Here is a 20,828-nt window from a genome sequence, read left to right as displayed (position 1 = left end):
CGACACCCGGACACAGTTCGACGATCGGGCACCGCTCGACGGTCGGACACAGTTCGGCGTTCGGGCACAGCCCGCCGAGGCATTTGTCAGTCGTCTGTGAGAAACTGACGGAGTGACGTCACCAAACAGCACTGAAGAGAAGAAGGCCCCGACTCCCGAAGAGGAGCAGCAGGCGGCTCCGGCACGACACGGGCTCGTCCTCATCCTGCTCATCCTCGCCTCGGTGCTGACGTTCACCTACCAGCTGCCGTTCAAGCTCGCCGCCGTCGGCTTCGCCATCGCCGCGATCGTGTGGTCGGTGAAGTACATCGTCGCCGTGGTCAAGACGAAGCAGCGGAGGAACATGTCGCTGGGCATCCTCGGCGGACTGCTCAGCCTCTATCTCATCTTCTCGACGATGTCCTCGGTCATCCTCTGGCCGGTGCAGTCGAAATACGAGGAGTGCCTGCGCGACGCGATCACCCAGCAGGCTCAGCTGTCCTGCACGAGCGAATACCAGACCGGCCTCGGCGACTGGTTCAAACAGATCACCGGGCAGGACCTCGACATCCCCGGCACCAACTGAGACCGGTGTGCTTCGGCACCTCGGACCTGCCCGTCTGAGGACTCATCCGTGAACCTCGGCGTACCTGCCTGCCGCTGAGCACAGCATCCCCGGCCCCGATACAGCCGCCCCCGGGCGTCACAGCTGACCCCTGCGTCCCTGCTCAGCGGACCTCGTCGTCATCGAGGACGGCGTCGTCTCCGAAGTATCCACCGTCATCGTCGACCCCGAGACCATCATCACCCGGTCCCGACTGCAGGTTCGACAATCGGATCAGCAGCAGGCCGACGCTCATCCCCGCACCGATCCACGCAGTGATCACCAGCGCCGAGGTGAGCGCAGAGGGACCGAAATCGGCGAGTCCCAGCGGCCCCAGTGCACCGGAGGAGAAGACCGCGATGACCTCCGCACCGACGAAGACGATTCCGGCGGCGACTCCGATCCCCGTCCACGAGCTCTCGAGCACGTCCCGAGCCCGGAACCGTCCGAGGATGGTGCAGAGCAGACCGAGGACGACGAGGAGGACAGGCGCGGCTGCCGTCCATGCCGGGTAGTCCCCGATGAGGAGCTGGAGAACCGGCACATCGGGGACCGGCGAGGCGGTCGCGCTGAACGCCGAACTCGTGCCCGCTCCTCCGAGACCGACACCGGTGCCGGCAGACCACGAGAGTGCAGAGAAGAGAATGCCCGGGGCGAAGAGCACCTGCACGATGAGGAGGCCGATGCCTGCGGCGACCGGCGAACTGTAGACCTGCATCGAGTCGGTCACCTCCCTCCATCGGAGGACGAATCCGACCGCGAGGATGATCACCGCAGCGGCGAGCCCACCCCAGACCAGCCGGCGGGCGAGCCTGACACCGACGTCCCAGGCTCTGTCGTCGAGAAGTCGCAGTCCCGGGAAATCGTCGATCCCGCGGACCCGAAGGCACCCGAAGAACAGCGCCGACAGCAGAAAGAGAACGAGACGGAGGAAACCGAGCGGAGTCATCGTCGCCTGCCCGACGAAGAGCGCGAGAGCCACCAGAGGGGCAGCGTAGGCGAGTGTGAACGTCCCCAGTCCGGCGCCGACGATCGTCCACCACTGGCCGAGTGCGACCTCATCGTCGTCCCAGTCCGCAGCGGCGACACCGGCGACCAGTCGCTTGGCCGCCGCGGCCACGAGCAGCCACAGTCCGAGAGTGACGAGACTCGGTGCCAGGGAGAAGTCGAAGCCGAGGGTGGTCACGCTCAGTCCCGAGATCGCCGCCCACAGTGCGAAGGCCCATTCGGGAACGGCCGAATAGGGAAGCTGTGAGCCGAGCCCGATGATCCAGAAGACGATTGCCGCCACGAAGACGGCGGGCACGACGATGAGGTCGATCTTCACGACTTCGATGAGTGCGTTGATGATCGTTCGGCGAAGGGTCTGAGGGTGGGGAGAAGTCTGCATCAGCACCATTTTCGCTGACTTCGAGCCGGCTTCCCGGTATTGACAGCGCGATTCCCTGTTCTGGGAAGTACAATTGCGCCAGGACAGGCTTGTACACGCAAAGGATGAACCCCACGATGAGCAACGGGAACGATCACCCCAATTTCCCGCCACCACCCAGCGAGCCTCCGAAGACCGGCGGCGCGAAGTCGCCTGGCGAGCACACCGACGACGACCGAGGTTCGGCCGCCGCTGAGGATGTGAGCCCCGCAACGTCCTCCCCTTCCGAGGAGTCGAACGCCCCTCCCGAGGCGTCTGAATCGTCACAGTCCTCTGCTGACTCGTCGGTCCCCGACGACCAGGCACCTCCGCTCGGCAGCTCCAGTGGGGATTCCTCGGCCCGACCCACCGTGACGCCGGCCGCCTCGCAGCAGGACCGAGCCCCACAGTATTCGGGGCCCGGCTCCCAGGCCGGTCCCGACCAGCAGGGTGGGGCCCCACAGCAGCCGGGCGGCGCACCCCAGCAGCCGAATGAGGCACCGGTCTACCCGCCCGCCGGCCCCTACCCCGGTGCCGGCCCTCAGAACGGTCAGCCCCTGAACGGCCAGTACCAGGGAGGTCAGTACCAGAACGCGCAGAATTCGAGTGCACCGTACCCTGGCGGTCAGACACCGTACCCTGGCGGTCAGAGCGGCACTCCCTACCCCGGAGCACAGAACCAGGCGGCACCGAACCAGGCCGGGCAGAGTCAGCCGGGCCAGTACCGGACCGGTTCGGGTCCGAACCCGAATCAGACCGGCTCCGGGCCCGGACAGTCGCAGGCGATTCCACAGCCGGCGCCGGCGCCGGGCTTCGCCGGCTCGCAGGCCGCTGCGACTCGGGCCGATTCCCGTCCTGAGAAGAAGAAGAGCAAGCTTCCGCTCTTCATCACTCTCGGTGCGGTCGCTCTCGTCATCATTCTCGTGCTCGTCGGCTTCCTCGTCATCGGCAGCGTCAATAAGAACAACTACGGTCCCGACAAGGTGGCCGCGGACTATGTCGAGGCTCTCAACAAGGGCGACTTCGCTGCCGCCGAGAAGATCGCGCCCTCACCGCGCCCGGAGGGCACGAATCTCGATCTGCTGTCCAAGGAGTTCACCGACGCGTCATCGGCGAAGATCGAGAAGGCGAAGGTGGAGTCGTCGAAGGTGGACGGGGACAAGGGCACCGTCACCGTCTCGTATGAGCTCGACGGCAGTCCTTACAATGTCGATCTTGCGGCGAAGAAGGACGGGAAGCAGGATCTGTTCTTCGACAAATGGACGATGACCGGCCCCGACCTCAACGTCGTCTCACTCGACGTTCCGGCCGCCGACGGTCTCACCGTCAACGGTGAGGACTACAAAGTGAAGTCGGGAACCACTTCGTTCGCCGTCTACCCCGGCAACTACGACTTCAAGATCCCGTCGAACAAGTGGATCTCGGAGGCTTCCGACACCGCCGGAGTGAACTTCCCGAAGGCCTTCCCCCCGGGCGGCCAGCCGAACGAGGGGCAGGTGTCTCCCACGACCCTCAACCTCGATCTCACCCCCACGGATAAGTTCCAGAAGGAAGTCCAGAAGCAGGTCGAGGCCGAGCTCAAGAAGTGCTTCGACAACAAGAGCATCAAGCCCAAGTGCAAGTTCATCAAGTTCGATCCCACCGAGATCCCTGTCGGCGGTTCGGACAAGAAGCTCGACGATCTGGCGAAGAAGGACTCCGCGAAGTGGACCATGAAGGACATGCCCAAGGTGAAGGCCTCGTTCAGTGCGGGTGACACGAACACTGGTTCGTTCTTCACCGAGAAGCCCGGCAAGTTCGACTTCACCGTCGACGGCAAGGCCGCCGGCTCCTCATACTTCTCCAACGGCAATGCTCTCTCGGTCTCCGGCAGCGTGAAGATCGACGGAGACAAGCTCAAGGTCGAATTCTTCGACTTCTGAGACTCTGCGCCGCCCGCACCGCGACCCTCGACGGGCGGCGGTGAGCGTTCAGCTCATCGCCGCCCGTTCTGGCGTCTCAAGACCGCCGGCATCTTCGAACCAGGCGCCGGCGGCCATGACGACGTCGTCGGCGAAGCGGCGACCGGTGAGCTGAGCGCCGATGGTGCGACCATCGGGCATGAATCCGGCCAGCACCGTCGCAGCGGGCTGTTCGGACATGTTGTAGGGCATGGTGAACCCGACGTGCACCATCGGCTCGTGCACCTTCGGATAGGGCATCGGCTGCTCTGCCGGGAACGCGGCATCCGGTGACGTGGGCGAGATGACCAGGTCGAATCCGGCGGTGGCCGCGATGGTGCGCCGCCGGATCTCCTGCACACTGTGATAGCAGTTCATCAGCTCGACGCCGCTGGTGTCCGCCCCATCCTGGGCCCACTGCTGGATGTAAGGCAGGATGAGCGCCTGCTCCTCGACCGGCAGCGCCTTGAGGTCCGCCCACGACCGCACTCGCCAGAACAGGTCCATGTCGTGGAGCAGGTCATCGTCGATGAAGGGCTCGATCATGACGATCTCGGCACCGGCCGCGGCGAAGCTCTCGGCCGCCTCGGTGATGGTGGATCGCACATGAGCATCGACGGCCACTCCGCATCCGGCATCGAGGTGCAGACCGATCCGCAGCCCACGCGGATCGAACGGGGCGTCTGACCCGCAGCCGGGGCCGGCCGGAAGATCGTCGGAGGCGAAGCGCGGCAGCCGCGAATAGTCCCGGTCATCGGGGGCGGAGACGATGTCCATGGCGGCCCGGACATCCGACATCCGGCGTGCGAGCGGACCGGCGCACCGCCCGAGGTAGGGCGCGTCGAGAGGAATCCGACCGAAACTGGGTTTGAGCCCGGCCAAGCCCAGCCATGTGCACGGCAGGCGGATCGAGCCGCCGATATCGGAGCCGATGTGGATGGGGCCGTACCCGGCCGCGGCCGCCGCTCCCGCTCCGGCACTCGAACCGCCCGTGGTCAGACTCGGGTCGAGCGGTGAACGGGTGACTCCGTGCAGGGAGGAGACTCCCGAGGACAGCATTCCCCAGTCGGGCATCGTCGTCGATCCGAGGATGACGGCGCCGGCTTCCTCGAGTCGCTGAGTGATGGGGGCGTCGTGGTCGGAGATCGGCATCTCGACCCACGCGTGCCCGCTGGGCAGAGGCACGCCGCGGCGCGCGATGTTCTCCTTGATCGTCACCGGCACACCGTCGAGGTCGCTCAACGGACTGCCTTCGCGCCAGCGAGCGGCACTGGCCACGGCGGCTGCGCGGGAACGGTCGTCATCGCGGTGGAACAGGGCGTTGATGACCGGTTCGCATTCGTCCATCCTGTCCACGACCGCGGCATGCACCTCGATCGGGTCGAAGTCTCCGGATGCGTATCCGGCCGCCATAGCGGCCGCACTGTGATCGGCAAGCGTGGTGGTCACGTTCCGCCCTTCCTTTCGATGGTTCTGATGTCGTGTGTCGGTGCTTGTGCGCCCGGTGCCGTAATCCGAACATCCGTCGGTGCCGTGGCCCGGCCGATCCGGTGCTGAATTCGTTTCACCCGGTGGCGGCGAGCGCGTCGGCGAGGCTCGGTGTGGCGGCGATGAGACGCCGGGTGTACCCCTCCTGAGGGTTCGCGTAGATGTCCTCGGTGGCCCCGGATTCGACGATCTGACCGTCCTTCATGACGATGACCTGCGAGCACAGGTGTTTGACGACACCGAGGTCGTGGGAGACGAACAGCAGCGTGAGCGCATAGTCTTCGAGGAGGTCGGCGAGCAGGTTGAGCACCTGGGCGCGCACCGAGACGTCGAGCGCTGAGACCGGTTCGTCGGCGACGAGGATCTGCGGCCGAGTGACCAGGGCGCGGGCGATCGAGATGCGCTGGCGCTGCCCACCGGAGAACTGGTGCGGGTAGCGCCGCAGGGACTGTGCATCGAGGTCGACGGCCGCGATCATCTCCTCGACCCTGGCGCTTCTCTCGTCCTTGTCGACCCCGGCCGCGACGAGCGGTTCGGCGATGATGTCGGCGACCCTCATGCGCGGATCGAGCGACGCGAATGGGTCTTGGAACACGATCTGGAGGTTCTCCCGCAACGCGCGCAGGGCGGTCGAGCTCGCCGCCTCGACCCGGATGTCGCCGACCCTGACATGCCCGGTCGTGGGCCGGTCGAGTCCGGAGAGGATGTTCAGCAGCGTTGACTTCCCGGACCCGGATTCGCCGACGATGCCCAGCCGCTCCCCTGCGGCGACGCTGAAGTCGATGCTGCCCAGGGCCGTGACGTCTGATCGTCGACGACCGAAGAGGCCCCGACCCTTGAAGACGCGAGTGACGTCGGAGACCTCGATGAGCGGTGCCGATCCCGTCGCCGAGGCGGCCCCACCCTGACCGTCGGCCGCGCGGTTCGCATCCGTCGCGCGGTTCGCATCCGTCGACGAGTCACGGGTCGGCACGCGCGGTCCCGCATAGTCGAGCGCGGTCTTCAATGTGAACAGGCGACCGCGGTCATCGGTGGCCTCGAGGTCGGAGGAGGCCAGCAGCCCGCGAGTGTACTCGTGCCGGGGTGCGGTGAAGATCTCGGTGACGGTGCCGGTCTCGACGATCCGCCCGCGGTACATGACGATCACCCGGTCGCAGACACCGGCGACGACGGCGAGGTCGTGGGTGATGAACAGCAGACCGGCCTCCACGGCGGCGACCCGTTCGGCGATGAGGTCGAGCATGCGTCTCTGCACGGTCACGTCGAGGGCGGTCGTCGGTTCGTCGCAGATGAGCAGCCTCGGCGAGTTGGCCAGGGCGATGGCCAGCATGACCCGCTGCCGCTGCCCGCCGGACATCTGGTGCGGATAGGCGAAGCGCGCACTGTCCGGGTCGGGCATATGGACTTCGGCGAGGAGTTCGCGCACCCGTCCCGGGATCTGCGCGCGGGGAACCCTGCCGTGGATGCGCAGCACCTCGGCGATCTGGTCGCCGATGCGCATGAGCGGATTGAGCGCACTCATCGGCTCTTGGAACACCATCGAGACGATGTCCGAGCGCAGCCCGGCCAGGGTCTTCTCGTTCGCCTCGAGGAGGTTGCCGCCATGCCCCTGCAGACTCACGGTGCCCTGCGCGTGCAGCTCTTCGGGCAGCAGTCCCATGACCGACAGTGCGGTCAGCGATTTCCCGGATCCGGATTCTCCGATCAGGCCGACCCTCTCCCCCGGCGCCAGGCTGAGGCTGACGTCGTCGAGCACGGGCACCTCGGCGCCGGCAGGAGTGATGGTGAGGTTGCGGACCTCGAGCAGGTTCTCAGGCACCCCTGGCGTCCATCTTCGGGTCGAATCGGTCACGCAGGCCATCCCCTAAGAGGTTGAACCCGAGGACGGCGAGCGCGATGAACAGTCCCGGCCACAGGGCGAGCTCCGGATGGGTGGACAGGAACTGCTGGGACTCCTGCAGCATCCGCCCCCAGGAGGGAACCGGCGCCTGGGTTCCGAGCCCGAGGAAGGACAGCCCCGCCTCGGCGAGGACGGAGATCGCGAACGCCACCGAGGCTTGGACGATGACCATTCCGGCGATGTTCGGCAGCACATGGACCACGGCGATCGCCGGGATCCGACGATTCGAAGCCCGCGCGGCGCGGACGTATTCGGAGCCGAGCACCTGCAGCGTCCCCGACCTGGCCACCCGCGCGAACCCGGGGATCGCGGCGATGCCGACGGCGACCATGGCCGGACCCGTCCCCGGCGAATATACGGCGGCGAAGATGATCGCCAGCAGCAGGGCGGGGAAGGCCAGCAGGATGTCGTTGGCGCGCATGATCACCGCGTCGATCCACATCCCCCACGGCTGCTTCGCGAAGATCGCGGACACGATCCCGATCGGGGTGCCGATGAGCAGCGCGATGCCCACGGCCACGACGCCGACCATGAGCGTGATCCTCGCCCCGTACATCACCCAGGTCAGCGTGTCCCGACCGAATCTGTCGGTGCCGAACGGGTGAGCGGGGCTGCCCGCGCGGAGCCTGGCGACCGGGTCGATCTCGCTGGGCCCGTAAGGGGTCCAGACGAAGGAGACCAGGGCGAGGCCGAGGATGAGGACGACGAGGCAGGCGCCGATGATCATCGAGGAGTTCAGCCGCAGGCGTGAGCGACGGCGCCCGGTCGCAGGTTCCGGCGCCGAGGCGGTCGCCGCGCTCACGTCGAGGGCGACGTCATCGCGGGGGCTGTTCGCACCGGTGGGCATCTCACTCATGCGGCGTTCCGGATTCGGGGATCGACGACGGGCACGAGGATGTCGACGATGAGGTTGATGATGAGCACGAGCAGCACGAGGACCATGACGATGCCCTGAACCGCGATGAGGTCTCGGTTAGCCACTGCGCGCACGAGTTCGGACCCGATGCCCGGTAGGACGAAGATCTGTTCGATGATCACGGCACCGACGAGCAGGGTCGCCAGCTGCACACCGGCGACTGTGATGACGGGGATCGCAGCGTTGCGCAGACCGTGGACGAACAGGGCTTTGGTTCTGGTCAGGCCCTTCGCTCGGGCGGTGCGGATGAAGTCCTCACGCATCACGTCGAGCACAGCCGAGCGCACATAGCGGGTGAGGATGGCCGCCTGCACCAGCGCCAGTGAGACCACGGGCAGGACGAGTCGGAGCAGGAATCCGCCGACGCCCTCGATCGGAGCCATCCAGCCCTGGGAGGGGAACCAGCCGAGGGTGAGTGAGAAGACGATGACGAGGATGATGGCGGCGAGGAAGTTCGGGACCGCGATGCCCACCTGGCTTGCCGCGGAGATCGTCACTCCGATCCAGCTGCGCTGTTCGAGCGCGGCGAAGGTGCCCAGCGGCACGGCGATGAGGATCGACAGCGCGATTGCGGAGATGACGAGGATCGCGGTGACCTGGACGCTGTCGATGATGACCGGAGTGATCGCAGCCCCGGTGACGTAGGAGGTGCCGAAGTCGCCGCCGAGCATGCCGACAACCCAGTCGAAGTAGCGGACGACCGGCGGCCGGTCGAGGCCGTACTGGACCTCCAGCGCCGCCACCGCCTCAGGGGTGGCGTTGGTGCCCAGAGCCACCTGCGCCGCGTTGCCGGGCAGCAGGCTCATCAGTGCGAACACCACCACCGAGGCGACGATGAGGGAGAGTGCGAACTGGATCGCACGGTTGGCTGCGTAGGTGAGCATCGAACGGATCGATCACTTCCAGCTGAGGTCCGCGATCTTGAACGCGTCGGAAACCCGGTTGGCGGGGACGCCCTCGATGTCGGCCTTGGCGATGACGAGGTTCGGGAACAGGAACAGGAAGTCCGAGGCCGCATCGTCGGTGATCGTCTTCGCGATCTCCTTCATTCCGGAGATGTACTCTTCCTCCGTTCCGGTGTCCGCCTTCTCGGCGATCTTCTTGATCTTCGCATCGTCGTAGCCGATGTAGTAGTCCTTGGAGAACACCGTGAGGATGTCCCGCGGTTCGGCATGGTTGATCACCGACATGTCGAAGTCGTGTTCGGTGAAAGTCTTGTCCAGCCAGACGGCGGGGAACTCCTGGGTCGTCACCTTCGCCTTGAGTCCGACCTCTTCGAGCTGGGCGGACACGATCTCGGAGATCGCCTTCGCATACGGCAGGTTGGGCACGGTGAAGGAGAACTCCTCCCCCTTGATCCCGGCCTCGTCGACGAGCTCCTTCGCCTTCTTCGGGTCGTACTTCCAGACCCCGGTGAGGTCCTCGTAGTACGGATCCGTCGGTGGGACCATCGAGCCGATGAGTTCGCCGTAGCCTGCCCAGGCGGTGTCGAGCACGGCCTTGCGGTCGATGGCGTGCATGACTGCTTCGCGGGCCTTCTTGTCCTTGAAGATCCCCTTCGCATTGTTCATCGACAGCACGACTTCACCGTTGGTGGTGCCGGAGACGATCTGGTAGTCGTCGCTCTGGTATTCGTCGGCCAGTTCGGGCGCCTGGAGGTTGGAGACGAGGTCGATCTCTCCGGACTTCAGGGCGTTCGAGGCCGAGACCGCGTCCTTGAAGTATTTGAACTGCACCGAGTTCAGGGCGGGTTTGTCACCCCAATAGTCGTCCCGGGCGGCGAAGTCGATCGACTGGCCGCGGGTGAACTTCTCGATCTCGAAGGGTCCGGTGCCGATGGCCTCGTTGGCCAGGTCCTTCGTGCCCTCGGTGTCGAAGACGGCGCCGACGAGGCTGGTGAGGTTGAACAGCCACGTGTTCGACGGCTTCTTCAATTCGATATTCACGGTGTCGTCGTCGGGGGTCTCGATGGATTTGACGATGTCCATCTTCGACTTCAGCGCGTTCTTCCAGTCCTTCTGCACCCGCTCATAGGAGTACTTGACGTCCTCGCTGGTGAGGTCCGCGCCGTTGGAGAACTTCACGCCTTCCTGCAGTTCGAAGGTGTAGGTCGTGCGATCGTCGGAGAGCGACCAGTCCTTGGCCAGCGCCGGCTGGATCTCGCCCTCACCGTCGAGGCGGACGAGCGATTCGTAGACGTTCTCCATGAGCGCTTCGGGGATGGCAACCCCCGAGGTGGAGGTGAAGTCGAGGTTGACCGGTTCGGCGGTGAAGGCGATGGTCATCGAATCCTTCTTCGCATCCTCGCCCGAATCCGATGCCCCGGCCGAGCAGGCCGTCAGCAACAGGCTCACAGCGGCAGCGCCCGCCACCCACGTCATGATGCGCGGAGTCTTCATTGTTCTCCTCGAATTCGCCGACCGCAGAGCGGGTCGTTCGCCAAACACCCAAGCATCGTCAGTGTAACCGATATTCTCACCAGGTGAGGCGACGAAGTTCGAATGCTGGGCCGGATCGGGAACGCGAACGAGACCCGGTGCGAGCAGCGGGCAGAGTCGGGCTCATCAGCCGGGCGCGAGCCCATCCTTCAGAGGCCTGGGCCCGCTTCTCAGAAGCCCAGGCCCGCCGCTCAGAGGTCGGGTTCGGCGGCGAGGATCTCTGCAAGTGCGTCGAAGGCGATCCTGCGGTGGGAGCGGGAGTTCTTCTCTTCGGCGCTCATCTGTGCGGCGCTGATCGTCGAGCCTTCGGGCACGAAGATCGGGTCGTAGCCGAAGCCGTTCTCGCCTCGGGGTTCGGTCGCCAGGGAACCGGGCATGACGCCCTCGGCGGTGAATTCTCGGCCGTCCGCGGTCACGGCCGCCGCGGCACACCGGAACTGGGCGCCCCGGTGCTCCTCGGCGATGTCGCTCAGCTGTGCGAGCAGGAGGTCGAGGTTGGCCCGGTCGTCGCCGTGTGTGCCCGACCATCGAGCGGAGAAGATGCCCGGTGCCCCGCCGAGGACGTCGACGCTGATGCCCGAGTCGTCGGCGATGGCGGTCCTCCCGGTGGCCATCGCGGCAGCGCGGGCCTTGATGAGCGCGTTCTCGATGAAGGTCACTCCGGTCTCGGGGACATCGTCGAGGCCCGCCTCGGCGGCGGTGAGCACCGTGGTGTCGGCGCCGAGGACGGGGCTGAGAATGGTCAGCAGCTCCCGCTTCTTGCCTTCGTTGTGAGTGGCGAGGACGAGCGTCGTCACTGTCCGAGCACCTCGTTCTGGATGCGGGTGAGATCGGTGCAGCCCTTGGTCGCGAGGTCGAGCAGCTGGCCGAGTTCATCGCGGTCGAACGGCGCACCCTCGGCGGTTCCCTGGACTTCGACGAACTTGCCCGATCCGGTCATGACGACGTTCATGTCCGTCTCGGCGCGGGAGTCCTCGACGTAGGGCAGATCCAGCAGGGGTTGCCCGTCGATGATGCCGACGCTGATGGCGGAGATGGAGTCGATGATCGGGTTGTGGGCGGCGGGGATGAGCCCGGTCGACCGACCCTTGTCGATGGCTTTGGCCAGCGCCACATAGGCACCGGTGATCGAGGCGGTGCGGGTCCCTCCGTCGGCCTGGAGGACGTCGCAGTCGAGGACGAGCGTGTTCTCTCCCAGCTTCTCCATGTCGATGACCGCGCGCAGGCTGCGGCCGATGAGCCGGGAGATCTCGTGGGTGCGGCCGCCCTGTTTGCCCTTGACGGACTCTCGCGTGCTGCGGGAATCGGTGGCCCGCGGCAGCATGGCGTATTCGGCGGTGACCCAGCCGCGGCCCTGGCCCTTGAGCCAGCGGGGCACGCCTTCGGTCAGCGAGGCCGCGCAGAGGACGCGGGTGTTGCCGAACTCGATAAGAGCTGACCCTTCTGCGGTGTTGATCCAGTCGGGGGTGATCCTGACTTCACGGAGTTCGTCTGCCTGACGGCCGTCTGCGCGCACTGTCTGCCTCTTTCGTTTCGTCGTTGCGGATTCTTCTGCTGCGGCTCATGCCGCTTCGCCCGAGCTCACACGTGCCAGGCGCGAAGGCGCCGGACTCACACGGTCCAGGTGGCTCCGGGTTTGGCGAGTTCGATGGGACCGTGGAACTCGCCGGCTGCCTCACCACGAACGATGGAGCAGTCGGTCCAGATCGGGATGTGGGTGAGCACGAGCGAAGCCACCTCGGCGTTCTGGGCCACTCGCCCGGCTCGCTTTCCGGTGAGGTGGATGCCACGAGCGGTGTCACGGTCCTCTTGGAAGGCGGACTCGCAGAGGAAGAGATCGGCGCCTTCGGCGGCGGCGACGAGGTTGTCGCATTCGTCGCTGTCACCGGAATAGGTGATGACGCTGCCCTTGGCATCGGTGATCCGCAGTGCGTAGGTCTCGACGGGATGGTCGACGAGGAAGGACTCGATCGTCAGCGTTCCGATCTGGTGTCGGCTGCCGTGGTCGAGGTCGGAGAACTCGAAGGCGTGGTCGAAGTCCGAATCGTCTCCTCCGTTGGCGACCGGGGACCGACCGGGATCGGTGTAGTAAGCGCGGGTCAGCCGGTCCTTCGCACCGGGAGGCGCGAGCACCGGGGTGCGGGTGCGGATCGTGCCGGTGTCGGAGATGTCGCCGTTGAAGTACTTCGGGTCGAAGCAGTGCTTGACGTAGAGACCGGTCATGTCCATGCAGTGGTCAGGGTGCAGGTGGCTGAGCACGATTGCCGACAGACGATCGGTGTCGATCGTCTGCTGGAGCGGGCTGAGCGCTCCCGAGCCGAGGTCGAGGATGATGCGGGTGGGCGTGTCCTCGTCGGATTCGATGAGATAGCAGCTGGCGAGGGTGCCTCGCCCGGGGAAGGAGCCGGCGGTGCCGATGGCAGTGAGTTTCATGTCTCGTCATCCCCTTGCGCTTGGTCCAGCAAGGTCGACGTCAGTCGGTCCTGAATCCAGGTCAGGAAATCGTACAGGGTCAGGGTGAGGTCTTCCGATTCGGAGAGGTCCTCGCGGTGGGCGTATTTCTCCTCCTGCGCTTCCTCGGAATCGATGCCCAGGCGCACGGCGAACACGAGCCGCAGGTCGTTGAGTCCCTTCATCCAGGCCAGGACCTCGTCGTGGGTCAGGGTGATGTCGCTGCTCTTGCTCAGTCCCAGCAGCACGATGCGCACATTGTGCGCCTTGGCCTGTTTGAGGTCGTATTCGGTGAGCCGCCGGAACTCGGCGGAGCGTTCTTCGTCGTCGGGGTCGACATCGGGCAGCAGCCGCAGCAGCGCCGGGTCCTCGGGGCGAGGGCGATCGACGAGTCTGAGCCGGGCTTCCCAGTTCTCCGAGTCCGGTCGGTCTGCATCACCGTCGTCGGCCTCGGACAGGAGTTCGGCGAGGTCGGTGAAGACCGTGAGCATGAGAGAACGTTCGTTGTCCTCGAGTCTGAGGACGATGTCGTCCCCACGAGCGTCGATGGCGGCCATATCTCAGTCGGATCCTGAATCGGGTTGGCATGCGGCCCAGAGGCCGTATTCGTGCATCGCTTGGGTGTCCCGCTCCATCGCTTCGCGACCACCGGTGGCGACGACGGAGCGGCCGTTCTCGTGGACTTCGAGCATAAGTGAATCGGCTTTGTCCTCGGAATAGCCGAAGTAGCTCTGGAACACGAAGCTGACATAGCTCATGAGATTGACCGGGTCGTTGAAGACCACGGTCCGCCAGGGCTTGGCCAGGTCTTCGACCGGTCGGACGTCGACGTCCGGCTCCAGAACTGGTGTCGTTGGATTGCTCACGTTTCCAGCTTACGGCAGAAGACTGACGCTGTCGTGACGTAAGATCGCGCCTATGAGTGATCTCACACGCACCGATTCGACGGCATTCTTCACGGATCAGTACGAATTGACGATGGTGCAGGCCGCCTTGGAATCGGGCGCCGCACACCGCAAGAGCCTCTTCGAAGTCTTCGGCCGCACACTTCCTGCCGGTCGTCGCTACGGTGTCGTCGCCGGCACCGGGCGGATCCTCGAGATGATCCGGGATTTCCGCTTCGACGATGCGGAGCTGTCGTATCTCAGCCGTGAGCAGATCGTCGACGATCGCACCATCGACTGGCTGGCGAACTACCGGTTCTCCGGGACCATCCGCGGCTATGCCGAGGGTGAAGTCTACTTCCCCGGTTCACCGCTGCTGACGATCGAATCGACGTTCGCCGAGGGCGTCATCCTCGAGACGCTCATCCTCTCGGCGATGAACTATGACTGCGCGGTCGCCTCGGCGGCCTCTCGGATGGCGCAGGCCGCCGGTGATCGCCCGTGTGCGGAGATGGGCGGACGACGAACGAACGAGCATGCCGCAGTGGCTGCGGCACGGGCGGCCGTCATCGGCGGTTTCGCGTCGACGTCGAATCTGGCTGCAGGACTGAGGTACGGGCTGCGCACGATCGGCACCTCGGCGCATTCCTTCACCCTCCTCCATGATTCCGAGCGTGAGGCCTTCGCCGCTCAGCTGAAGTCGCTGGGCCAGGACACGACTCTCCTGCTCGACACCTACGACGTCGAGGACGCGCTGGCGACCGCGGTCGAACTGGCCGGCACGGACCTCGGCGGGGTGCGGATCGATTCCGGGGATCTCATCGAGCAGGCCAGGGAGGTCCGGGACGGGCTGGACCGCCTCGGCGCCCATGACACGACGATCACGGTCACGAGCGACCTCGACGAGTATGCGATCGCGGCCTTGGCGGCCTCCCCCGTCGATTCCTACGGCGTCGGCACTCGCGTCGTCACTGGGTCCGGAGCACCGGCGGCCGGCCTGGTGTACAAGCTCGTGGCGCGCGCCGACGAAGCCGGGGAATGGACGTCCGTGGCCAAGCACTCGTCCGGCAAACCCTCGCGGGGCGGGCACAAGGAGGCGCTGAGACTCATCGACGGTGCGATCGCCGTCGAGGAGGCCGTCGGCATTCCGTCCCTGCCCGGAGACGTCGGCGAGGGACGTCGGCTCAGCGTCGATCTCGTCATCGACGGTGAGGTCGACGAGGACTTCATCGGTGCCGCCGGAGTGAAGAAGGCCTGTGCCCGCCACGACGAGTCTCTGGCCGAGCTGCCGCGCTCGGCTCGCCGTCTGCAGGACGGCGAACCGGCTATCCCGACCGTCTTCTACACAGACTGAACGCGACCGGCGTCACTTCTTGCCGACGAACCAGCCCTGCAGCTTCGCGATCCGGGCCTGGATCTGTTCGCGGGTGGCCTGAGCCACGGCCGGTCCCCCGCAGGCCTTGCGCAGTTCGACGTGCACGTTCTGATGCGGGGTGCCGGTACGGCGTGACCAAGCGCCGACGAGGCTCTGCAGCTGGTTGCGCTCTTCCTTCATCGCCCGGTGCTCGAGTTCGCTGGTGGCCGTCTCCGGCTGTGGCGGTGTCGCTGCGGTCTTCCGTTTGGCCTGCCTGGCCTGCTGGGTGCGCAGCAGTTCGTGGACCTGATCGGGTTCGAGCAGTCCGGGGATCCCGATGAAGTCGAGTTCGTCCTCCGAACCGATGGCACCGCCGGTGCCGAATTCGCCGCCGTCGTAGAGGACACGGTCGAACAGGGCTTCGGCGCCGAGGGCTTCGAAGGAGCCGAGCTGGTCGGATGAGGCGCCTTCGTTCCGGTTCGCCTGTTCCATGGCCTGCTCGTCGAAGACGACGACGTCGTTCTCGTCTTCGTTCGTCGGACGATCGAGGGCGTGGTCGCGTTCGACCTCCATCGTGTTCGCCAGCGCCAGCAGGACCGGCACGGAAGGCAGGAACACCGAGGCGGTCTCTCCGCGTTTGCGAGCACGCACGAAGCGCCCGATCGCCTGAGCGAAGAACAGCGGGGTCGATGACGAGGTCGCGTAGACACCGACACACAGACGTGGGACGTCGACGCCTTCGGAGACCATTCGCACGGCCACCATCCACCTGTCGGTGGAGTTCTGGAACTGCTCGATCCGCTCCGATGCACCGGCCTCGTCGGAGAGCACGACGGTCGGCTTCTCACCGGTGATGTCGTGGAGGCGTTTGGCGTAGGCGCGGGCCGCCTCCTGGTCGGTGGCGATGACGAGGCCGCCGGCGTCGGGGACGGTGCGGCGGACCTCGGTCAGCCGGAGGTCGGCGGCTTTGAGCACGGCTGGGATCCAGTCGCCCTTGGGGTCGAGCGCTGTGCGCCAGGCCTGTGCGTTGATGTCCTTCGTCGTCTCCTCACCGAGGACGTGGGACATCTCGTCGCCGGCCTTGGTTCGCCAGCTCATGGCCCCGGCGTAGGCGAGGAAGAGGACGGGTCGGACGACGGAGTCCTTGAGCGCGCGGCCGTATCCGTAGGAGTAGTCCGCCACCGAGGTGCGGATGCCGTTCTCGTCGGGAGCGTAGGTGACGAACGGGATCGGTGAGGTGTCCGATCGGAACGGGGTTCCTGTCAGGGACAGTCGGCGCACCGCCGGGCCGAAGGCCTCCCGGACCGCGTCGCCCCATGACAGTGCGTCACCGCCGTGATGGACCTCGTCGAGGATGACGAGTGTGCGGCCGGCGGCGGTCCGGTTGTGGTGGAGGACCGGCTTCGCTGCCACCTGGGCGTAGGTCAGTGCCACTCCGTGGAAGCCGGGTGCGTGCCTGCCCTGGGAGTTCTTGAAGTGGGGGTCGAGTTTGATGCCGACACGCGCCGCTGAATCGGCCCACTGCACCTTGAGATGTTCGGTGGGGGCGACGACGGTGACGCGGTTGACGACTCGCTGAGCCAGGAGTTCGGCGGCCAGACGCAGAGCGAATGTGGTCTTACCGGCGCCGGGAGTCGCGACGGCCAGGAAGTCCTTCGGCTGCTTCTGGAAGTAGAGTTCGAGGGCCTCCGCCTGCCACGCACGCAACTTTCCGGCCGTTCCCCAAGCGGCGCGTTCGGGGAAAGCCGGTGGAAGTTGTTCTGCAGCGGAGGTCCCAGGTGCTGATGGGAGACGTTCCGCGGACATCTACTCCTGCGGTCCTTCGGACATCGTCTCGTAGATCTCTTTGCACTTGGGGCAGATCGGGAACCGCTCCGGGTCGCGAGTGGGCACCCACACCTTTCCGCACAAGGCGATCAGCGGAGTCCCGGTCACCATGGACTCCATGATCTTGTCCTTGGGAGCGTAGTGGCTGAAGCGCTCGTGGTCTCCGGGCTCGACAAGCTGCTCGGACTGCTCGCGCTCGATCGTTGCTGAACCGCCTGAAGCTGGAATGGTCATGGCTCCATTGTAGTTCCCTAGAATGTGAGTCATGGACCAGGCCCACGACGAATCCCTCACAGAACGCTATCGGGAGCTCAGTGATGACATCGCCGCTGCCGTCGCCGTCGTCTCCGCGACCCGCGGCACCGCGCTGCACGCGATCACCGTCGATTCGTTCCTCGACGTCTCCTATGATCCGCCGACCATGGCCGTGAGCATCTACTCAGGTTCGCGGATGATGGAGACCCTGGAGGTGAGCTCGCATTTCGCGATCTCGCTGCTGAATGCGAAGCAGAGGGACATCTCCGAACGCCTCGGAGCTTCGGGGCAGCCGCTCTACGGATCTCTCAAAGGCATCGACACCTTTCCGGCTCCGCAGGCCGGACAGCCGGTGCTCACCGAGGCGATCGCCTGGTTCGAACTCGAACTCACCGAGGTGCTCGAAGTGGCCACCCACAACATCGTCGTCGGCGAGGTGGTGGCGATGGGTGCGGGTGAGAATGCGGGCACGAGTCGGCCTCTGCTGCGTTGGCGCAAGGGCTATGGAACCATCGGGCCCCGCTGATCGTCGCTGACCGCGCCCGTTGACCACTGATCATCGCCGATGACCGCTGACATCCGCCGAGATCTCCTGTGCCGAGGTGGCCCCTTCCACGAACTGCGGACACTCGGTCTCCCACCAAGTCAGCCACAACCCTCCGTCTCACACACGCGAAGGGCCCCGCACGCGGGCGGTCAGCTTCCTTCCGAAGCTGTCCGGCCCGGTACAGGGCTCTTCGTCAGGCGATGTCGATCGGCGCGCCGGCGGCAGCACCGCGCGACATCCGCTGCGTCAGCGAATCACACGACCCCCTGGGCCAGCATCGCTTCGGAGACGCGGATGAATCCGGCGATGTTGGCGCCGGCGACATAGTCACCGGGTGAACCGAACTCGTCGGCGGCGGCTGCGCAGCTGTCGTGCACATCCCCCATGATCTCGGCCAGGCGCGCCTCGGTGAAGTCGAAGTCCCACGAGTCGCGGCTGGCATTCTGCTGCATCTCCAGGGCACTGGTGGCGACGCCTCCGGCGTTCGCCGCTTTGCCCGGGGCGAAGAGGACGCCGGCCTCGGAGAAGATTCTCGCAGCGTCCGGAGTGCAGGGCATGTTCGCACCCTCGGCAAGAGCGATGACGCCGTTCTTCACCAGGGTTGCGGCCGAGTCACCGTCGAGCTCGTTCTGAGTCGCACATGGGAGCGCAACATCGACCTCGACGTCCCAGACGTTGCCGCCTTCGTGGTAGGAGGAGCGCCCACCGCGCTGCTCAACGTACTCGGAGATACGGCCGCGCTCTTCGAACTTGATGCGCTTGACGATCTCAGTGTCGATGCCGTCCGGATCATGGATGAATCCCGACGAGTCCGACATGGTGATGACGGTGCCGCCGAAGGCCGTGACCTTCTCGGCAGCGAACACCGCGACGTTGCCCGATCCGGAGACGGAGACAGTCCGACCATCGATGTTCTTCTTCGCTGCGGCAAGCATGTCCTTGAGGAAGTACACGACTCCGAAGCCGGTGGCCTCGGTGCGGACCATGGATCCGCCGTAGGACAGCCCCTTGCCGGTGAGCACGCCGGCCTCGTACGAGTTCATGATCCGCTTGTACTGTCCGAAGAGGTAGCCGATCTCGCGACCGCCGACGCCGATGTCGCCTGCCGGCACGTCGCGGTATTCGCCGATGTGGCGGTAGAGCTCGGTCATGAATGACTGGCAGAAGCGCATGACCTCACGGTCGCTGCGCCCCTTCGGGTCGAAATCCGATCCGCCCTTGCCGCCGCCGATGGGCAGTCCGGTGATGGCGTTCTTGAAGATCTGCTCGAAACCGAGGAACTTGACGATGCCGAGGTTGACGGTCGGGTGGAAGCGCAGACCGCCTTTGTAGGGGCCGAGAGCCGAGTTGAACTGGACCCGGAACGCACGGTTGATCTGGACGACGCCGGAGTCATCGATCCAGGGGACGCGGAAGATGATCTGGCGTTCGGGTTCGCACAGACGCTCGAGGGCAGAGAGCTCGAGGTATTCGGGATGCTTGTCCACGACGGGTCCCAAGGAATAAAGAACTTCCTGTACCGCTTGGTGAAACTCCGACTCTCCAGGATTGCGCTGGAGAACTGTGTCGAAGATTGGCTGCAGTGATGGATGTAGACTCATGCCGGCAAACATACCGTGACCCGTATAACAGGATTCCACGCGACCAGCTGATGGACAACGTTGTCCGCTCACTTCAAGTGGGATATAAGAGCGCAGTCGCCGTCATCGGCGTGGAGATGCGGAATGGAGGAACGCGACGAATGGTCATCGAGGACATCTGGCCGCCGTATGCACTTCGTCTGTCTTCCGGAGATATGGAGCTCTCGCCAGTACGGGAGGCCGACCTTCCCGAACTCGCTGAGATCGCCCGTGGAGGTGTGAGGCGAAATGGCGTACAGGCTTTCATCGTCGGCTGGGATTCGGGCAGCGATGAGCAGATCGCCCGGAATCTGGCTCAGTATCACTGGGCGACACGGGCGAATTTCACCGTCGACGACTGGACCATCGAGTTCACGGTCCGTGTCGGGGAAAGAATCGTGGGTATTCAGGGAGTCACCGGCCGCCGATTCCCTCAGACACGCACGGTGTCCACCGGGTCGTGGCTGGCACGAGCCGAACAGGGCAAAGGCCTCGGCACATGGGCACGCGGAATCATGATCGACGCGTTCATCACGCACTTCGAAGCTGAGCGGTTCGAGACCGCCTACTTCGACGGCAATGTCGCGAGCCGAAGGGTGTCGGAGAAACTCGGGTACTCCCCCAACGGTGACCGACGCACCATCGGCCAGAATGGCACCACGCAGATCGAGAACAAGATGGTGCTGTTCTCCGAGGACTTTCGACGACACCCTGGTGAGGTCGAAGTCGCCGGTGCAGAAACGTTCCGAGCCTTCCTCGGCCTGCCCGACTGACACCACGAGGCAGCGGCCGGCGGCTCGTCGTTCAAGGCGCATCGCTTCTATCGACCCACAACCCGCCCGGCAGACCGCCACTCAAGCCGTCACCTAACTGCAGACCCGTCCACCACTCGACGAACGCGCCCCGCCTTCAACGACGACCACCAGCCAGCCACACACCACACCACCCATCAACAGCAGCAGCACCCACACCAGCAGCACCCACACATGGTCGACAACCCGGTGAATACAGGAAAGGCCCCACCCAACACCACACGTCAGACAGGACCACACAAAGAAGAAGAGGGAGCCTGCCGAAACAGACTCCCTCCACCAAAAAATATTGCGGCAGTCACCTACTCTCCCACAACCACCAAGTTGCAGTACCATCAGCGCGAATGGGCTTAGCTACCGGGATCGGAACGGTTAACCGGGCGTTTCCCCACCACTATCACCACCG

Annotated in this window: 19 protein-coding genes and 1 rRNA gene; 5 read left to right on the top strand and 15 right to left on the bottom strand. The window is 65.3% G+C overall.

What is annotated here, in order from left to right; all coding sequences use genetic code 11:
- Positions 1–112 precede the first annotated feature (112 nt).
- Positions 113–565: a hypothetical protein gene (locus HK401_RS15045; protein ID WP_181275480.1), complete on the top strand. Its 453-nt coding sequence runs from the start codon at positions 113–115 to the stop codon at positions 563–565.
- A gap of 142 nt (positions 566–707) precedes the next feature.
- On the opposite strand, the gene HK401_RS15040 is transcribed toward HK401_RS15045, so the two are convergent.
- Complete coding sequence (locus tag HK401_RS15040) at positions 708–1,973, bottom strand: cell division protein PerM (RefSeq protein ID WP_181275479.1); 1,266 nt, start codon at positions 1,971–1,973, stop codon at positions 708–710.
- A 116-nt stretch (positions 1,974–2,089) separates the two neighbouring features.
- On the opposite strand from HK401_RS15040, the gene HK401_RS15035 reads away from it, so the two are divergent.
- Entirely contained in the window at positions 2,090–3,913 is a 1,824-nt protein-coding gene (locus HK401_RS15035) for a hypothetical protein (protein ID WP_181275478.1), read from the top strand.
- Between the two features lie 48 nt (positions 3,914–3,961).
- Here the strand turns inward: HK401_RS15035 and HK401_RS15030 are convergent, their stop codons facing one another.
- The 10 genes from HK401_RS15030 to clpS all read right to left on the bottom strand — a co-directional run bounded on the left by HK401_RS15030 (position 3,962) and on the right by clpS (position 13,990).
- Positions 3,962–5,380 (bottom strand): amidase, encoded by a 1,419-nt coding sequence (locus tag HK401_RS15030; RefSeq protein ID WP_309136011.1) that lies wholly within the window; start codon positions 5,378–5,380, stop codon positions 3,962–3,964.
- Positions 5,381–5,495: 115 nt separating this feature from the next.
- The gene (locus HK401_RS15025) at positions 5,496–7,238 is read right to left on the bottom strand and encodes a dipeptide ABC transporter ATP-binding protein (protein WP_181275477.1); all 1,743 of its coding nucleotides are present in this window, start codon (positions 7,236–7,238) and stop codon (positions 5,496–5,498) included.
- Positions 7,231–8,166, bottom strand: coding sequence for an ABC transporter permease (locus tag HK401_RS15020; RefSeq protein WP_181275680.1), 936 nt, complete (start codon positions 8,164–8,166; stop codon positions 7,231–7,233). Before HK401_RS15020 ends, HK401_RS15025 begins: the two co-directional genes overlap by 8 nt.
- Positions 8,167–8,171: 5 nt before the next feature.
- The gene (locus HK401_RS15015; protein WP_181275476.1) at positions 8,172–9,119 is read right to left on the bottom strand and encodes an ABC transporter permease; all 948 of its coding nucleotides are present in this window, start codon (positions 9,117–9,119) and stop codon (positions 8,172–8,174) included.
- Between the two features lie 12 nt (positions 9,120–9,131).
- The gene (locus HK401_RS15010; protein WP_181275475.1) at positions 9,132–10,634 is read right to left on the bottom strand and encodes an ABC transporter substrate-binding protein; all 1,503 of its coding nucleotides are present in this window, start codon (positions 10,632–10,634) and stop codon (positions 9,132–9,134) included.
- Positions 10,635–10,864: 230 nt separating this feature from the next.
- Entirely contained in the window at positions 10,865–11,470 is a 606-nt protein-coding gene (gene rdgB / locus HK401_RS15005; protein ID WP_181275474.1) for an RdgB/HAM1 family non-canonical purine NTP pyrophosphatase, read from the bottom strand.
- Complete coding sequence (rph, locus tag HK401_RS15000; RefSeq protein WP_181275473.1) at positions 11,467–12,189, bottom strand: ribonuclease PH; 723 nt, start codon at positions 12,187–12,189, stop codon at positions 11,467–11,469. The genes rdgB and rph overlap by 4 nt, the downstream gene beginning before the upstream one ends.
- Positions 12,190–12,284: 95 nt before the next feature.
- Positions 12,285–13,106 carry an MBL fold metallo-hydrolase gene (locus tag HK401_RS14995; RefSeq protein WP_181275472.1) on the bottom strand — a complete coding sequence of 274 codons (822 nt, stop codon included), beginning with the start codon at positions 13,104–13,106 and terminating at the stop codon, positions 12,285–12,287.
- The gene (locus HK401_RS14990; protein ID WP_181275471.1) at positions 13,103–13,681 is read right to left on the bottom strand and encodes a DUF2017 family protein; all 579 of its coding nucleotides are present in this window, start codon (positions 13,679–13,681) and stop codon (positions 13,103–13,105) included. The genes HK401_RS14995 and HK401_RS14990 overlap by 4 nt, the downstream gene beginning before the upstream one ends.
- A gap of 3 nt (positions 13,682–13,684) precedes the next feature.
- Positions 13,685–13,990, bottom strand: a complete 306-nt coding sequence (gene clpS, locus HK401_RS14985) for an ATP-dependent Clp protease adapter ClpS (protein ID WP_181275470.1) — start codon at positions 13,988–13,990, stop codon at positions 13,685–13,687.
- Between the two features lie 52 nt (positions 13,991–14,042).
- Here clpS and HK401_RS14980 point away from each other — a divergent pair, with 52 nt between their 5' ends.
- Complete coding sequence (locus tag HK401_RS14980) at positions 14,043–15,362, top strand: nicotinate phosphoribosyltransferase (RefSeq protein WP_181275469.1); 1,320 nt, start codon at positions 14,043–14,045, stop codon at positions 15,360–15,362.
- Between the two features lie 12 nt (positions 15,363–15,374).
- Here HK401_RS14980 and HK401_RS14975 read toward each other — a convergent pair whose 3' ends face one another.
- A complete protein-coding gene (locus HK401_RS14975; protein WP_181275468.1) occupies positions 15,375–17,168 on the bottom strand; it encodes a DEAD/DEAH box helicase in 1,794 nt (597 codons plus the stop codon).
- Complete coding sequence (locus HK401_RS14970; RefSeq protein ID WP_035320920.1) at positions 17,169–17,423, bottom strand: DUF3039 domain-containing protein; 255 nt, start codon at positions 17,421–17,423, stop codon at positions 17,169–17,171.
- Between the two features lie 31 nt (positions 17,424–17,454).
- Here HK401_RS14970 and HK401_RS14965 point away from each other — a divergent pair, with 31 nt between their 5' ends.
- The gene (locus tag HK401_RS14965; RefSeq protein ID WP_181275467.1) at positions 17,455–17,970 is read left to right on the top strand and encodes a flavin reductase family protein; all 516 of its coding nucleotides are present in this window, start codon (positions 17,455–17,457) and stop codon (positions 17,968–17,970) included.
- 275 nt (positions 17,971–18,245) lie between these two features.
- Here the strand turns inward: HK401_RS14965 and gdhA are convergent, their stop codons facing one another.
- Positions 18,246–19,592 carry an NADP-specific glutamate dehydrogenase gene (gene gdhA / locus HK401_RS14960; protein ID WP_181275466.1) on the bottom strand — a complete coding sequence of 449 codons (1,347 nt, stop codon included), beginning with the start codon at positions 19,590–19,592 and terminating at the stop codon, positions 18,246–18,248.
- Between the two features lie 140 nt (positions 19,593–19,732).
- Between gdhA and HK401_RS14955 the strand changes: the two genes are divergently transcribed.
- Complete coding sequence (locus tag HK401_RS14955; protein WP_181275465.1) at positions 19,733–20,383, top strand: GNAT family N-acetyltransferase; 651 nt, start codon at positions 19,733–19,735, stop codon at positions 20,381–20,383.
- 328 nt (positions 20,384–20,711) lie between these two features.
- On the opposite strand, the gene rrf is transcribed toward HK401_RS14955, so the two are convergent.
- Positions 20,712–20,828 (bottom strand): 5S ribosomal RNA (gene rrf / locus HK401_RS14950); the annotation flags it as partial.

Source organism: Brevibacterium oceani (assembly GCF_013623835.1).
Taxonomy (GTDB): domain Bacteria; phylum Actinomycetota; class Actinomycetes; order Actinomycetales; family Brevibacteriaceae; genus Brevibacterium; species Brevibacterium oceani.
Note: the sequence above shows the minus strand (reverse complement) of the source record. Positions and strands in the feature narration are given on the sequence as shown.